The following is a 14,175-nucleotide window of genomic DNA, read 5'->3' as shown; positions in this document are numbered from 1 at the left end:
GCCGAGACCGGGTCGGTTGCCCGACCGGTCCGGCGCGTTCTCCGACACGGTACCGGTGCGACGCCCCGCGGGACCGTCACACCCGAGTCACGAGGGCACGTCGGTATCTGATTGCAGTAGTGGTCGGAGTGATCAGGTGTGCGATCGCGGGCCATGGCTCACTTCTTGACCACGGCTTCCATGATGGACTTGGCGATCGGGCCGGCGAGCTGGCCACCGGCGATGTCGTCCCGCTCGACGTTGTCGTCGGGCTCGACCACGACCGCGACGGCGATCTTCTTGCCGTCGGCGCCCTTGGCGTACGAGACGAACCACGCGTACGGCTTCTTGCCGTTGTTGAACCCCTGCTGCGCGGTACCGGTCTTGCCGCCGACCTCGACGCCCTGGATCGCGGCGGGCTTGCCGGTGCCGTCCTTGACGACGCCCTGCATCATGTCCCGCAACTGCGCCGAGACCTCGGTCGAGACGGCCTCGCTGAGCATCTGCGGCTGGGTCTTCTCCAGCACCGAGAGGTTCTGCGCCCGCAACTCGTCCACCACGTACGGCTTCATCACCTTGCCGTTGTTGGCGATCGCGGCGACGACCATGGCCATCTCCATGGGCGTGGACGCCACGCTCTCCTGGCCGATCGAGGACCGCATGAGCTGTCCGCCGTCGTTGCCGCCCGGGAACAGGCTGGGCTTGACCCGGCTGGGAATGTCGAGCGGGTTGTCGTTGGCGCCCTTGCCGAAGTTGTTGAAGCCGAACTTCTCGGCCTGCTCCTTCAACTTGGCCTCGCCCACGTCGGTGCCCAGTTGGGCGAAGACCGTGTTGCAGGACAGCTCGAGCGCTCGTTGCACGGTCGCACCGATGCACCCCGGGTGGTTCTTCTCACTCAACCCCTGCGTCGACGACGGGTAGAACAGCGTGTCGCCCTTGAGCGGGACCGTCGGTGCCTCGTTCGGCTTGGCCTTGCCCTCGGACAGCGCCGCCGCCGCGGTGATGAGCTTGAAGGTCGAACCGGGCGGATAGGTGTACCGGATCGCCCGGTTGTCCATCGGCATCTTCGGGTCGAACTTGGTGTCCGGCTTCTTGCGGTTCTTGTCCGTGTCCAAGGTGAGCTGGTCGTACGCCTCGGCCACCTCGTTGCGGTTGTTCTGGGCGAGGACGTTCGGGTCGTAGGACGGTGTGCTGACCATCGCGAGCACCTTGCCGGTTTCCGGGTCGAGCGCGACCGCGGCGCCGGTCTTGTCCTTGAGGCCGTTGTACGCGGCCTCCTGCGCCTTGGCGTTGATCGTCAGCGCGACGTTGCCGCCCCGGGTGCCCTTGTTCGTCACCGTGTCCAGCACCTTGCGGACGAACAGCCGGCTGTCCTTGCCGCTGAGGATGTCGTCGTCGATGCTCTCCAGCAGGTTCTTGCCGACGAACGGCGAGATGTAGCCGGTGACCGGCGCGTACATCGGGCCGAACTCGTACTTGCGCAGGAACTCGTACTGCTTGTCGTCGGTCTTGACCGAGCTGGTGATCGGCTTGCCCTCGACCAGGAAGTCGCCGCGCGGGTGCGAATACTTCTCGTAGATCGCCCGTTTGTTGTGGCTGTTGCTCGCATAGTCGTCGGCCTTGACGACCTGGACCCAGTTGGCCCGAAGCATCAGCGCCGCGACCAGGATCAGGCAGAAGACGGAGACCCGCCTCAAAGGCTTGTTCACGGTATGTCCCTCCCCTGGACGTGCGTTGCGGCCGTCACGGGTTCTGCCCGCCGGTGCCGCTCTGGCCCGGTGGGCCGTACGGAGTGCCGCCGCCGGGGTTCGGCGGGGGAACGAAGGGTCTGGGTGGCGTTCCGGATCCGCCCGCGGGCGGTGTCGCGCCGGGGCCGCCGGGGGCACTGGGCACCCCGCCCGCCACGGTCAGCGCCTCGGGCGAGGCGGAACCGCCGGCCGGCGTCGAACTCGGCGTCGACGGGGTGGGTGTGCCGGCCGCGGGGGTGCCACCGCGGTTGGAGGCGTGCGAGCCGCGCCGGGGCGCGACGCCCTCGCTCGGGTCGAACGCCCCGGCCGGTGGGGCGGGTCGGCGGGCGGTGTCGCTGATCCGGATCAGGATCGCGATCAGGGCCCAGTTGGTGATCACGGACGAGCCGCCCTGGGCCAGGAACGGCATCGTCATACCGGTCAGCGGGATCAGGCCGGTCACGCCGCCCGCGACCACGAAGACCTGGAGCGCGACCGAGACCGACAGACCGGCCGCGAGCAGCTTGCCGAACGGGTCGCGGGCGGCCAGCGACGTGCGCAGGCCGCGCTCGATCAGCAGCGCGTACACCATGAAGACGGCCATCATCCCGGCCAGGCCCAGCTCTTCGCCGACCGTGGTGAGGATGAAGTCGCTGCGCGCCGCGAAGCCGATCTCGGTCGGGTGGCCCTGGTTGAGGCCGGTACCGAGCAGACCGCCGGTGCCGTAGCCGAACAGCGCCTGGGCGAGCTGCTCGGACTGCACCGAGCCGTCGCCCTTGTAGACCGCCAACGGGTTCAGCCAGGCCGCCACGCGGTCGTGCACGTGCGGCTCGAAGGTTCCGACGATGGTCGCGCCGCCGACCGCCATGATCACGCCGAACAGCAGCCAACTCGTGCGCTCGGTGGCCACGTAGAGCATCACCACGAACAGGCCGAAGAACAGCAGCGAGGTGCCCAGGTCGCGTTCGAACACCAGGATCAGGATGCTCAGCAGCCAGACCACCACGATCGGGCCCATGTCCCGACCACGCGGGAAGTACAGCCCCATCACCTTGCGACTGGCCAGCGCGAGCGCGTCCCGCTTGGCCATCAGGTAGCCCGCGAAGAAGATCGTCAGCACGATCTTGGTGAACTCGCCGGGCTGGAAGTTGAACGGGCCGAGCCGGATCCAGATCTTGGCGCCGTACATGTCGCCGGGGAACGGGATCGGCGACACCAGCAGGACCAGCGAGAGCGCCATGAACGAGTAGGTGTAGCGCTGGAGCAGCCGGTGGTCCTTCATGATCACCACGACGCCCGCGAACAGCGCGATGCCGATCGCCGAGTACATCAACTGGGACGAGGCCGCCGCGGTGCCCTTGACGTTGTTGGGGAGGCCGATCCCCTTGACGATGTCCAGGTCGAGCCGACTGATGAACATCAGGCCCATGCCGTTGAGGAACGTGGCCAACGGCAGCAGCAGCGGGTCGGCGTACGGCGCGAACTTGCGCACCAGCAGGTGGGCGAGGCCCGCGAAGACGCCGAGGCCGAGCCCGTACTTGACCAGGCTCCCCAACGGCAGTGACCCGTCCCCCGCCAGTCCCACGTTGGCATAAGCCAGCATCGGCACCAGAACCGCGAAGCCGAGCATCATCAACTCGGTGTTGCGGCGATTCGGTGCGGCTTGGGGGGTGATCGTCGTGTTGCTCACGGCGCTCCCCTCAGTTCGTTCCGGTGGTTCCGGGCGGTCGCGGATAGCACTGCTTGGCCAGGTCGGCCTCTTCGGCGGTGAGCCCCGATCCCGGTGCCTCCGGCGCCGTGGCCGGCGGTGCGGAACTCGGTGGCGCCGATCCGGCAGGCGCGCTCGGGCTGGTGGTCGACAGACCCCTGCCCTTGCTGCCCGGTTCGGTCGGTGGCGCCGACGAGCGGCCACTGCGCGACGCGGTGGTCGGGGTGTGCTTGCCCACCGGTGCGTTGGTCTGGAGCGCGGCCGGCGTGCCCAGGTTCTGCTGCGGGAACAGGTCCACGCTGCCGGCGGGCTGGGCGCCGGGGACACCCTCGACCTTCTTCGCGTCGTCCGCCGCGTAGGCCCTGCGACACACGTCGGCCTGCCGCTTGAGCCGGTCGATGGTGTGCCGGGCCTCGGTCAGACTGGCCGCGTCGAGCGTGCTGTTGACCGCGTCCCGGTTGGTCTGGCCGATCATCGTGAGCTTCACGTCGTCGTAGCTCTGATACGTGCTCGCGAGGTTGAGGCCCAGGATCTTCGAGTCGATCCCCCGGTAGATCGCGACGTGGTCTCCTTTGTCGGCCACGAAGTATTGCGTCTGGGTCCAGTAGTACGCGCCGCCGAGCGCGGCCACGAGCACCGCGACACCGCCCCAGATCGGCAGGGTCCTGCGCAGCGTGGACTTCGGCTTGGGCTTGCGCCGGCTGCCCGGCTCGGAGACCAGCGCCTCGGTCTCGTACTCGCCGGCGGTCAGCTCGCGGGCCCGGGAGGCGGGTGTGGTCGGCAGGGTCGTGGTGTCGTCCACGATGCTGGCCACCGCGCCGACCACGATCGGGCTGTCCGAGGGCTGGTCGGACGGATCCACGACGTCCGCGACGATGCACGTGATGTTGTCGGGGCCGCCGCCGCGCAGCGCGAGCTGGATCAGCTCCTGCACCGCGTCGTTGGGGTTGGCGTAGGTGAGGAGGGTGCCCTCCATCGTCTCCCGGCTGACCACCCCCGACAGGCCGTCGCTACAGATGAGGTAACGGTCGCCGGGGCGGGCCTCGCGCACCGACAGGTCCGGCTCGACGTGGCCGCGCCCGTCCAGGGCACGCATCAGCAGCGAGCGCTGCGGATGGTGGTCGGCTTCCTCCTCGGTGATCCGGCCCTCGTCGACCAGGCGTTGCACCCAGGTGTGGTCCTGGGTGATCTGTTCCAGGGCGCCGTCACGCAGGAGGTAGGCACGGGAGTCGCCGATGTGGGCGAGGCCGAGTCGGCTCCCCGTCCACAACAGCGCGGTCAGCGTGGTCCCCATGCCCTCGAGCTGGGGATCGTCGTCGACCATCACACGCAGTCGGTCGTTGGCGCGATCGACCGCCGAACGCAGCGCGTCCAGCAGGTCGGCTCCGGGCACGTCCTCGTCGAGTTCGACGATGGTGGACAGGACTTCGGAGCTGGCGACTTCGCCCGCTGCCTGCCCGCCCATGCCGTCGGCGACCGCGAGCAGCCGAGGGCCGGCATAGCCGGAGTCCTCGTTGCCTTCGCGGATCATGCCCTTGTGGGATCCGGCGGCGAAGCGGAGAGAGAGGCTCATTCAGGCTACCTGCGCAGCTCGATAACGGTCTTGCCGATGCGGATCGGCGCACCGAGCGGCACGGGGGTCGGACCGGTCAGGCGCGTACGGTCCAAGTAGGTACCGTTCGTCGACCCGAGGTCTTCGACCACCCAGCTGCCGTCGGGCGCAGGGTAGATGCGGGCGTGCCGACTCGACGCGTAGTCGTCGTCGAGCACGATGGTCGAGTCGTGCGCCCGGCCGATGGTGATCTGCTGATCCGTCAGATTGATCGTCGTGCCGGTCAGCGAGCCCTCGGTGATCACCAGCTTGCTGGGGTTGTTGCGCTGGCCGCGGCGGGGCCGGGCCTGCTGCCGCTGCGGAGGCGGGGCCGGCTGCGCCTGCGAGGGCGGAGCGGCACCTCCTCCACCGGCGGCGGGCGCGGCGGTTCTGCGCCGCGCGGGTCGTTGGGTCACGCGAGTGCCGAAGAGGTCGCTACGGATCACCTGTACGGCGACGATCACGAACAACCACAGCACAGCGAGGAAACCCAACCGCATAACGGTGAGGGTCAGCTCAGACATGCGCCCGTTGTCACCCCTCGGCTTGGCGGAACACGACAGTGGTGCTGCCGAGCACGATGCGGGATCCGTCGCGCAGACCGGCACGCTGACAGTGCTGACCGTCGACGACGATCCCGTTGGTCGAACCGAGGTCCGTGATCGACGCGGGAGCGCCGATGCGGATCTCGGCGTGGTGCCGCGAGACGCTCGGATCGTCCACGCGAACTTCCACATCGGTGCTGCGGCCCAACTTCACGACCGGGGCAGTGAGCTCGTGACGCACCCCGTTGACCTCCAGCCAGGTACGCAGCCGTGGTGCCGGCGGCGGACTCTGACCGTAGGCTGCCTGCTCCCCCGGCTGCGGCCGGGGAGGCGTCGGCGTTCCCGGGGTCCCGGGCGGGCCGAAGGGCGGTGGTGCGGGCACCCCGGGCGGGGGTGGCCCGCCGGGTCGACCGTATCCATAACCCTGTGGTGGCTGCTCCGGTTGCGGCCCCCCGCCCGGGAAGGGCGGTTGGTGTGGGGGCTGCTGTTGTTCATGGTGCGACTGACTGCCCGCGAGTGCCTGACTGCGCACACGGTACAGACCCGTGTCCAGGTCGTCGGCATGCTCGAAGTGGACCTCGACCGGACCGATGAAGGAGTAGCGCTGTTGTTGCGCGTAATCCCGCACCACGGTCGCCAGCTCGCCGCCGAGTTGCTGCACGTACGGACTCAGGCGCTCATAGTCGTGTTGGCCGAGCTCGACGACGAAGTCGTTCGGGACCATGGTTCGGTCGCGGTTCCAGATCGTCGCGTTGTTGTCGCACTCGCGCTTGAGCGCGCTGGCGATCTCGACGGGCTGGACATCCGACTTGAACGCCTTGGCGAAGGCGCCGTTGACCAGGCCCTCAAGCCGTTGCTCGAACTTCTTCAGGGGACCCACGGGCACCTCCTTCCGTACGCGATCGGCCGGTCCGGTCCTACAGTCTGCTCACTGATCGTATCCACGCGTGGGAAACGGGCGCGGTTCCCTACCGTGGCCACTGTAAGGAGTGTTGGCTTTCACAGGGATTCCTACACCCTGTTGCCCCCTCCGTGGCTCGCTTGCAGTAGTTGTGCCGCGACCGTGTGCGTGGCCGGGGTCGAACCCCGTTCACCGTACGGTGCAGGGCAAGCATGCCGGAGAGGCGGGGGTCGTGGGGATCCCGGTCCACAAAGATGAACCGTTGGTTGCTCTGGGTGTCCATACGGATGCTCATGGTGTGAGCGGTGCGGCCTGCGGGTATGGATTCGTATCGGACCTCGCGCCCGTGCTAATCTTTGATTGCTCGCGCGGGTGGCGGAATAGGCAGACGCGCTGGATTCAGGTTCCAGTGCCCGAAAGGGCGTGGGGGTTCAACTCCCCCCTCGCGCACCGAGCAAAGGCCCCAGGTCATCGACCTGGGGCCTTTCTGTATGCCCTGCCGGGTAGGTCCGGTGGTGTCGTGGCGGGTCTTGGCGGTGGGCCGTGCGCCGGCTCCGGGGAGGATCGGTAGATGTCGGGTACTGCGGTGGGGCGGGAATTCGTCGTCCCGGGTTTTCGGGACAGGTCCGATGTGGCGTCGAAGGCGCTGGGCAAGGGGCTGCGCGAGCGGGTGTCGCGCGGCGCGCACGCCGACTTCGAGCCCGCGGTGGATCGGCCCGGTGTCGTGGAGAGCGTCGAGCGGGCCAACGCCGGGCGGCTCGAGCACCTGGTGCCGTTGCGGATCGGACGGATGGCGGCCTCGCCGTTCGCGTTCCTGCGCGGGTCGGCCGGGTTGATGGCGGCCGACCTGGCCGCGCAGCCGGTCACCGGGTTGACCGGGCAGATCTGCGGTGACGCGCACGCCGGGAACTTCGGGGTGTTCGGCACCGCCGAGGGACGCCTGGTGATGGACCTCAACGACTTCGACGAGACCGTGCAGGGCCCGTGGGAGTGGGACCTCAAGCGGCTGACCGCCTCGCTGGTGGTGGCCGGTCGGGTGGGCGGCCTGGACGCGGACGCGTGCCGTGCGGCCGCCTACGACGCGGCCGCCTCGTATCGCAGGACGATGGCGGTGCTGGCCAGGATGCCGGTGTTGCAGGCGTGGCACGCGATCGCCGACGAGTCGCTGGTGGCGCACGCGGACGCGGGCGAGTTGTCCGGGCTGCTGGCCCAGGTGACCGCGAAGGCCCGGCGCAACACCAGCGCCCGGTTCGCGGCCAAGTCGACCCGGCAACGCTCGGACGGCACCTGGCACTTCGTTCCGGAGCCGCCGGTGTTGACCGCGGTGGACGACGACCTCGCCCGCGCGGTGGCCGCCGGCCTGGAGGGCTACGTGGACACCCTCTCCACCGAACGGCGGCCGTTGCTGGCCCGGTTCGCGATCGAGGACGTGGCGTTTCGGGTGGTGGGCACCGGCAGCGTGGGTACCCGGGCGTACGTGGTGCTGTTGCTGGGCAACGGCGACGAACCGCTGGTGCTCCAGGTGAAGGAGGCGCGGCCCTCCGCGCTCGCGCCGTATCTGCCGCCCGCCCACGTCGAGCACGAGGGGCGCCGGGTCGTGGTCGGCCAGAAGTGGATGCAGGCCCATACCGACGGGCTGCTGGGGTGGACCTCGATCGACGGGCGCGCGTACATGGTGCGGCGGTTCCGCAACATGAAGGGGAGCATCGACCCGAGCGCGCTGGCCGCGCACGAGATAGACGACTACGGGCGGATGACCGGCGCGCTGCTGGCCCGCGCGCACAGCCACTCCGTGGACCCCAAGGTGCTGGCCGGCTACTGCGGCAAGAGCGACAAGCTGGAGGAGGCGTTCGCCGGGTTCGCGGTGCGTTACGCGGATCGCACCGAGGCCGACCACGAGCAACTGCTCGCGGCCGTGCGCTCGGGTCGGCTGCCGGCCGAGACCGGGGTCTGACCCGGGGTCAGCGGCGGGCGGCGAACAAGGGCTCCAGCAGCGCCCGGGGCGGGACGCCGGCGGGCAGGTCCGAGACCTGCCCGTCGCCGACCTCGATCACCCGCCACGCGCCGTCCCGGCGCCGGGCCAGGTCCGTGGTGCAAAACGGCGAGCCCAGTTCTTCGACGGCCGTGCGGACCGCGGTCAGGTTAGGCGGCTCGGTGTGCCCGGCGGGTGTGTCGGGGTGCGCCGTGCTCAGCACGGGGACACCGTCGACCCACCACACCCGGGTCTCGGCGCCGGTGAACTCCTCGAACGCGCGATAGAGCACGCCACCCTGCAATTCGGCGCCCTGCCGTTCGAGGAAGGTGCGCACCACCGAGCGGGTGTGCGCGACGTCGGCGACATCGGGCACGAAGCACGCCTCGTGCCATTCGTGCTTGCGCGACTTCACCCAGTCCTTGACGATCGCGGGGCCCGCGCCGAGCAGCGCGGGGTCCTCCACCGTGCGCGGCGTCAGGTCGCGGAAGCGGGGATACCAACCCGGGAGTTCGTGGGCCGCCCGATAGTGCTCGGGCGAGGTGGCCAGGCTCGCCCCACGCGAGCGCAGCGCCGCGTCCAGCGCGGCGTAGTGCGGCCCGGGGATCATCCAACCCCGATAGCGCAGCGGTCCCCGGTCGTGGGGGACGCGTCGCACCGCCTCGTGCGCGTCGCCGCGCACGAGGGCCTCGTGGTCCACGCGCGCCACCGGGATCCCCAGCGCGAGCGCTGCCTCGGCCTCGGGGGCGAAGTGGGGGTCGGTGCGGCGGGGGTTCAGGGGGTCCGTGGGGACGAGCAGGACCTCGGGTGCGCCCTCCCCCGGGGGTGGTGTCATGGGGAGGACGGTATTGCGTGGGCATGCCGGATGAAGGGTGGACCCTTCATCCGGCCGTGCGCCCTATGACTGCTTCATCGACGCGATGGACGCTCGCGTGAACTCGATGAGGTGCTTGCGCCGGTTCGCCCGGGCCTCCTCGGACTCCGAGTCGGCCCCGAGCAGTACCCGCGACATCTGCGGCATCGTCTGTTGCCAGGCGGCGACGCCGATGAGCGAGAAGAGCAACTGGGCGACGTCGGGCGAGGGCTTCACGCCGAGATGGTCGGCGAACTCCTGAAGTTTGGCGGCGTAGCTCGTGACTCGCCGCTCCTCGTCCGGAACCGGGTCGTGACCGTAGTACAACGCCTCCCACACCAGCAGCCGGAGCAGCTCCGGGCGGGCGCAGTAGAAGTCGTAGACCTGGGCGATGTACTCGGCCGGGTCGTCGTTGGGCATCGTGACGACCGTGTTGAGCTCTTGGAGCGACTCCGTCAGCACGTGCTGGAAGAGCTGCTCCTTGTTGCCGAAGTACGCGTAGATGCGCTCCTTGTTCACCCCGGCGCGCAGGGCGATGCGGTCGACGCGGGCGCCGGCGATGCCGTGCTCGGCGAACTCCGCGCGGGCGGCGTCGAGAAGTTTGGCTCGGGTGCGTGCGGTGTCGGGCGGCATGGCTGGATCTTATCCCCTCTAGCCAACTGCTTTGTTGGATCGACTGGCCAGGGACGGCCTGACCATGCTGCCCTACCACATAGGCTGCTGGGGGGTGTTGCGAGTGATTTGATCTTCAAAGTCCGGCAGACGCGCCCGCCGGCCGGTGTCGCGCGGGAACAGAACAGCACACAAGGGACGTGATGGACGAGGTCAGCGCGCCGACCCCCTGGTCGGACCCCGAAATCGCCGAGTTGGAACGACAGGTCGCCGCGGCGGAGACCGCGCTGCTCGACGACGAAGTCGATGTGACGACCCTTCAGGTCGAGCTGGACAACCTGGCGATCGTGCACCACCGCCGGCTCGGGCCGCTGTACGAGCGGCTCGACGAGTTGGACGCGTTGATCGCGGAGGCGATCGCGGCGCACACCGGCGATCCGGCGGACATCCGGCGTGCGGTCGAATTGCGTGGTGTGGTGACGGACATGCCGGACTTGGACTCGCTTTTGGGTGCCCTGGACGGCGCGGGCGGCGGCGAGCCGGGCGAGGCGGCCGACGAGCCGCTGCCGGTGCCGGAGGTGCACCGGGTCAGCCCCGGAGCCGAGGCCCGCAAGCTCTTTCGCGAGCTGGCCCGCCGGGCGCACCCGGACCTGGTCCAGGATCCCGAGGAGAAGCAGCGCCGAGGCACCTTCATCGCCCGGGTGAACGCCGCCTACGCGCGCGGCGACGTGACCGAGCTGCTGGCCCTCGGCACGGAATGGGCCACTTCCCCGGAGGGTGCGATCGGCCCGGACGCGGAGAGTCGGGGGCAGTGGCTGCGCAGCCGGCTGGCCTGGCTCACCCACCGGCGGTCCGAACTGGCCGGCCTGCGCGATCAGCTGATGGAGGGCGCGATGGGGCAATTGCTCCAGCTCGCCCCGCACGACCCGGACGGACTGCTCGAGCACCTGGCCGATCAGCTCCTGCACGACATCGCGGAGAAGGAGAAGGTGCTCGGCACGCTCGTCGAGTCCTGATCGGGGCTCGGCTCGCCGCATCGCCCGGGCCGGCTGCCCGTCCGGGCCTGGACCCCTCCCGGGCCGGCCGGATGGGCGTCGGTCGGCCCGGGGAGGTTGCCGCCCACCCTGCTCGCCGCGGCGGTACACAGCCGTCATTTCGGCCGCGTGTCGCGGATGACGGCCGGACGGTTCGCTCTTTCGAGGCACCTGTGCGCGGCGCCGATGACCGACAATGTGCGATGAGCGCGGCCGGACGGGTTCCGGGCGCCCGACCCACCGGAGATCCGATGCACCTGTCGCCCCCGCCGGCCGTCCCCGCCGCCGCGGTCCCTGACGACGCCTTCGTCCTGGACGTACGGGAGGTGCACGAATGGGACGCCGGTCATGTGGCCGGTGCCCGGCACATCCCGATGAGCACGCTCCTGGAGCGGATCGACGAGGTTCCGCACGACACGCGTGTGTACGTGATGTGCCGGGTCGGCGGGCGCTCCGCCCAGGTCGCGCACTATCTGGGGCAGCAGGGTTGGGAAGCGATCAACGTCGACGGGGGGATGCTCGCGTGGGAGGCCGCCGGGCGACCCATGGTGAGTGAGACGACCCTCGCCCCGGTGGTGGTGTGATCGCGGCCACCGCCCCGATCAGGAGCGGCGTTCCGCGATGAACACCGCGGTCGCCTCGGCGGTCACCTCGCCGTCGGCGCGGATCTCGCCGGTCGCGAAGCTCTTGCGCCCTTCGCGACCGGTCCAGCGTCCGGTCAGCTCCAGCGGTACGTCGTAGGGCGTCGCCCGGCGGTAGCGGATGTCCAGCCCGGCGGTCAGCCCGGGCGCCCCGGCAGCGGACGCGGCGACGCCGAGCAACTGGTCGAGTACGACCGCCACGATCCCGCCGTGCGCGCGGGCGGGCGGACCGCCGTGTGCCGCGGTCAGCGTGCAGCGGGCGTGGATCTCGATCGACTCCGGCTCGGCCGAGGGGTCCGGCCTCGGCGCGACCTCCTCGAACACCAGCCTGGGCGCCTGCGGATTGAGCCGGCCCGAGCCCATCTGGGTCAGGTGCTCCAGCCTGCCGTTCGGATACCGGATCAGCGACACCGCCTGCGGGCGTCGGGCGGCGCCCAGCAGTGCGGTCAGTTCGGCGACCCGCCGGGCCGCGTCCGCGCGCGTCGCCGGGTCCACGTCCGTCCACACCACCGCCTCGACCAGGTCCCGCACCCGATCCGCGAGCTCCAGCGCCTGCGGGGTCACGCTCTCGGGGCCGGGCAGCGTGCCGGCCATCAGTTCGGCGAGGGCGGTGGCCGAGGCCGGCGGCAGCGGCCTGGTGTTCGAGTTCATACCCGTACCTCCGTGACACTTTTCTTGATCTTGCCAAGAATGCGGGCAAAGAATATGACGGTGCATCAGATCTAACGGTCTATCAGATCCGGCCCGACCGGATCTCGGTGAGGGAGTGCGGCATGGTGACGATCGCGGAACTCGTCCATCACCAGTGGGGCGACCAACGGACCGGGCTCTACTTCGAGGATCGAACCTGGACGCACCACGAACTCGCCCGCGCCGCCGCCGCGCGGGCCGCGCTGCTGGCCGACCTGCTGCCGGGCGGGGCTGAGCCGCACGTGGGAGTCCTGCTCGACAACGTGCCCGAGTTCCCGATCTGGCTCTCCGGCGCGGCGGTGGCGGGCGCCACCCTGGTGGGGGTCAACTCCACCCGGCGCGGCGCCGAACTGGCGCGCGACATCACGCACGCCGAGTGCGCGGTGATCGTCACCGAGCGCGCGCACCTGCCGCTGCTGGACGGGCTCGACCTGGGCATCCCCGCCGAGCGCATCCTGGTGGTCGACGATCCCGGGTACGACGAGCGACTGCGGCCGTACGCGGACGCCGCGCTGCCCGCACTGGTCGCGGACCCCTCGGACCGGCTGCTGATCGTGTTCACCTCCGGCTCCACCGGGGCGCCCAAGGGCGTGATCTGCTCGCAGGGCCGGCTGGCCGGCGCCGGGACCGTGTTGTCCGAGCAGTTCGGCTTCGGGCCGGACGACGTCAACTACATCTGCATGCCGATGTTCCACGGCAACGCGCTGATGGCGAACTGGTCGCCGGCGCTGCGCGCGGGCGGCGCGGTCGCGCTGCGCCGGCGGTTCTCGGCGTCCGCGTTCCTGCCCGACATCCGGCGCTACGGCGCGTCGTACTTCACCTATGTGGGCCGTGCGATCTCCTACCTGCTGGCCACCCCGGAGCGGCCCGACGACCGGGACAACCCACTGCGCGCCGGATTCGGCACCGAGGCGGGCGCGGTGGACATGGCGCGCTTCGAGGCGCGCTTCGGGTGCGCGTTGACCGAGGGGTACGGCTCGTCGGAGGGCGGGATGAGCGTCAACTGGCGGCCGGGCACCCCCGCCGGTGCGGTCGGGCCGTGTCCCGAGAACGCCTCGGTGCTGGATCCGGCGACCGGAAAGGAGTGCGCCCGGGCCGAGTTCGACGCGGCGGGCCGGCTGGTCAACGGGGACGCCGCGATCGGCGAGCTGGTCAACACCGGGCGCAACGGCTTCGAGGGGTACTGGCGCAACGAGGAGGCGTCGGCGGCCCGGGCCCGGGACGGGCAGTACTGGACGGGCGACCACTTCTACCGGGACGGCGCCGGATATCTGTACTTCGCCGCCCGCTCGGACGACAAGCTGCGGGTGGACGGCGAGAACCTGGCGGTCGCCGGCATCGAGGGCATCCTGGCGCGCTTCGCGCCGTTCGAGGTCGTGGTCGTCTACGGGGTGCCGGATCCGGTGACCGGGGATCAGGTGATGGCGGCCGTACAGGTGCGCGAGGGCGCGGTGTTCGATCCGGAGGAGTTCGCCGCGTTCCTGGCGGAGCAGTCGGACCTGGGCGCCAAGATGGCGCCGACGTTCGTGCGGGTGGTGGACGAGGTGCCGACCACGGCGACCAACAAGGTGCACAAGGTCGGTCTGCGGCGGGCGGGCTTTCGGGCGGCGGGGCCGGTGTGGTGGCGGCCCGCGCGCGGCGCCGGGTACGGCCTGCTCGACGACGCGGGGCGGGCGGAACTGCTCGACCGCTACCGCGCGCACGGGCGGGAGGGCGTCCTGGACCTGTGAGCCGCGCCTTGGACCTGTGAGCCGAGCGGCCGCGCCGCCTCGACCCGGCGGGTCCGTACCCGCGACCGGGGTCGGGGCCGGCGCTCGGGCGCGGAACGTGGTCGTGGGTCACCGAAATCGCCTCGACGGCTTGGTTGGCGACGGTTTCGGTACGTGCGACGGACCGGACCCGGTAGCGTGCCGGCAGCACGG

At 70.4% G+C, this 14,175-nt stretch carries 12 protein-coding genes and 1 tRNA gene; 5 read left to right on the top strand and 8 right to left on the bottom strand.

The genetic code is table 11. The features are described 5' to 3' along the window. Window positions 1–158 precede the first annotated feature (158 nt). From ACIRL2_RS25725 to ACIRL2_RS25705, 5 genes are read right to left on the bottom strand one after another with little or no spacing between them, the layout of a single operon-like run. Window positions 159–1,688 (bottom strand): peptidoglycan D,D-transpeptidase FtsI family protein, encoded by a 1,530-nt coding sequence (locus ACIRL2_RS25725; protein ID WP_395867710.1) that lies wholly within the window; start codon window positions 1,686–1,688, stop codon window positions 159–161. Between the two features lie 34 nt (window positions 1,689–1,722). Beyond that, window positions 1,723–3,396, bottom strand: a complete 1,674-nt coding sequence (locus ACIRL2_RS25720) for an FtsW/RodA/SpoVE family cell cycle protein (RefSeq protein WP_395867708.1) — start codon at window positions 3,394–3,396, stop codon at window positions 1,723–1,725. Between the two features lie 10 nt (window positions 3,397–3,406). Then, the gene (locus tag ACIRL2_RS25715) at window positions 3,407–4,987 is read right to left on the bottom strand and encodes a PP2C family protein-serine/threonine phosphatase (protein ID WP_402234771.1); all 1,581 of its coding nucleotides are present in this window, start codon (window positions 4,985–4,987) and stop codon (window positions 3,407–3,409) included. Window positions 4,988–4,992: 5 nt separating this feature from the next. Beyond that, window positions 4,993–5,529: an FHA domain-containing protein gene (locus ACIRL2_RS25710; RefSeq protein ID WP_395867704.1), complete on the bottom strand. Its 537-nt coding sequence runs from the start codon at window positions 5,527–5,529 to the stop codon at window positions 4,993–4,995. A 10-nt stretch (window positions 5,530–5,539) separates the two neighbouring features. Then, entirely contained in the window at window positions 5,540–6,430 is an 891-nt protein-coding gene (locus ACIRL2_RS25705) for an FhaA domain-containing protein (RefSeq protein ID WP_395867702.1), read from the bottom strand. Window positions 6,431–6,817: 387 nt separating this feature from the next. Here ACIRL2_RS25705 and ACIRL2_RS25700 point away from each other — a divergent pair. Together ACIRL2_RS25700 and ACIRL2_RS25695 are read left to right on the top strand one after the other, a co-directional pair. Further along, window positions 6,818–6,901: transfer RNA gene (locus tag ACIRL2_RS25700), tRNA-Leu, on the top strand. Window positions 6,902–7,022: 121 nt separating this feature from the next. After that, entirely contained in the window at window positions 7,023–8,405 is a 1,383-nt protein-coding gene (locus ACIRL2_RS25695) for a DUF2252 domain-containing protein (RefSeq protein ID WP_402234768.1), read from the top strand. 7 nt (window positions 8,406–8,412) lie between these two features. On the opposite strand, the gene ACIRL2_RS25690 is transcribed toward ACIRL2_RS25695, so the two are convergent. Beyond that, a complete protein-coding gene (locus ACIRL2_RS25690) occupies window positions 8,413–9,258 on the bottom strand; it encodes an ATP-grasp domain-containing protein (RefSeq protein WP_402234767.1) in 846 nt (281 codons plus the stop codon). 63 nt (window positions 9,259–9,321) lie between these two features. After that, window positions 9,322–9,909, bottom strand: coding sequence for a TetR/AcrR family transcriptional regulator (locus tag ACIRL2_RS25685; RefSeq protein ID WP_020557109.1), 588 nt, complete (start codon window positions 9,907–9,909; stop codon window positions 9,322–9,324). 182 nt (window positions 9,910–10,091) lie between these two features. Between ACIRL2_RS25685 and ACIRL2_RS25680 the strand changes: the two genes are divergently transcribed. Together ACIRL2_RS25680 and ACIRL2_RS25675 are read left to right on the top strand one after the other, a co-directional pair. Continuing rightward, window positions 10,092–10,904: a hypothetical protein gene (locus ACIRL2_RS25680; protein ID WP_395867696.1), complete on the top strand. Its 813-nt coding sequence runs from the start codon at window positions 10,092–10,094 to the stop codon at window positions 10,902–10,904. A 269-nt stretch (window positions 10,905–11,173) separates the two neighbouring features. Then, a complete protein-coding gene (locus ACIRL2_RS25675; protein WP_395867694.1) occupies window positions 11,174–11,506 on the top strand; it encodes a rhodanese-like domain-containing protein in 333 nt (110 codons plus the stop codon). Between the two features lie 18 nt (window positions 11,507–11,524). Here ACIRL2_RS25675 and ACIRL2_RS25670 read toward each other — a convergent pair whose 3' ends face one another. After that, window positions 11,525–12,214 carry a PaaI family thioesterase gene (locus ACIRL2_RS25670; protein ID WP_395867692.1) on the bottom strand — a complete coding sequence of 230 codons (690 nt, stop codon included), beginning with the start codon at window positions 12,212–12,214 and terminating at the stop codon, window positions 11,525–11,527. A 122-nt stretch (window positions 12,215–12,336) separates the two neighbouring features. Between ACIRL2_RS25670 and ACIRL2_RS25665 the strand changes: the two genes are divergently transcribed. Further along, a complete protein-coding gene (locus ACIRL2_RS25665) occupies window positions 12,337–13,983 on the top strand; it encodes an AMP-binding protein (protein ID WP_395867690.1) in 1,647 nt (548 codons plus the stop codon). The last annotated feature ends 192 nt before the right edge of the window (window positions 13,984–14,175 follow it).

It is taken from the genome of Embleya sp. NPDC127516, from assembly GCF_044765325.1.
Taxonomy (GTDB): domain Bacteria; phylum Actinomycetota; class Actinomycetes; order Streptomycetales; family Streptomycetaceae; genus Embleya.
Note: the sequence above shows the minus strand (reverse complement) of the source record. Positions and strands in the feature narration are given on the sequence as shown.

Bases quoted from the DNA above. Each gene is read 5' to 3' on its own strand.
- ACIRL2_RS25665 (WP_395867690.1), top strand. From the start codon at position 12,337: ATGGTGACGATCGCGGAACTCGTCCATCACCAGTGGGGCGACCAACGG.
- ACIRL2_RS25715 (WP_402234771.1), bottom strand. From the start codon at position 4,987: ATGAGCCTCTCTCTCCGCTTCGCCGCCGGATCCCACAAGGGCATGATC.
- ACIRL2_RS25675 (WP_395867694.1), top strand. From the start codon at position 11,174: ATGCACCTGTCGCCCCCGCCGGCCGTCCCCGCCGCCGCGGTCCCTGAC.
- ACIRL2_RS25685 (WP_020557109.1), bottom strand. From the start codon at position 9,909: ATGCCGCCCGACACCGCACGCACCCGAGCCAAACTTCTCGACGCCGCC.
- ACIRL2_RS25695 (WP_402234768.1), top strand. From the start codon at position 7,023: ATGTCGGGTACTGCGGTGGGGCGGGAATTCGTCGTCCCGGGTTTTCGG.
- ACIRL2_RS25680 (WP_395867696.1), top strand. From the start codon at position 10,092: ATGGACGAGGTCAGCGCGCCGACCCCCTGGTCGGACCCCGAAATCGCC.
- ACIRL2_RS25690 (WP_402234767.1), bottom strand. From the start codon at position 9,258: ATGACACCACCCCCGGGGGAGGGCGCACCCGAGGTCCTGCTCGTCCCC.
- ACIRL2_RS25710 (WP_395867704.1), bottom strand. From the start codon at position 5,529: ATGTCTGAGCTGACCCTCACCGTTATGCGGTTGGGTTTCCTCGCTGTG.
- ACIRL2_RS25670 (WP_395867692.1), bottom strand. From the start codon at position 12,214: ATGAACTCGAACACCAGGCCGCTGCCGCCGGCCTCGGCCACCGCCCTC.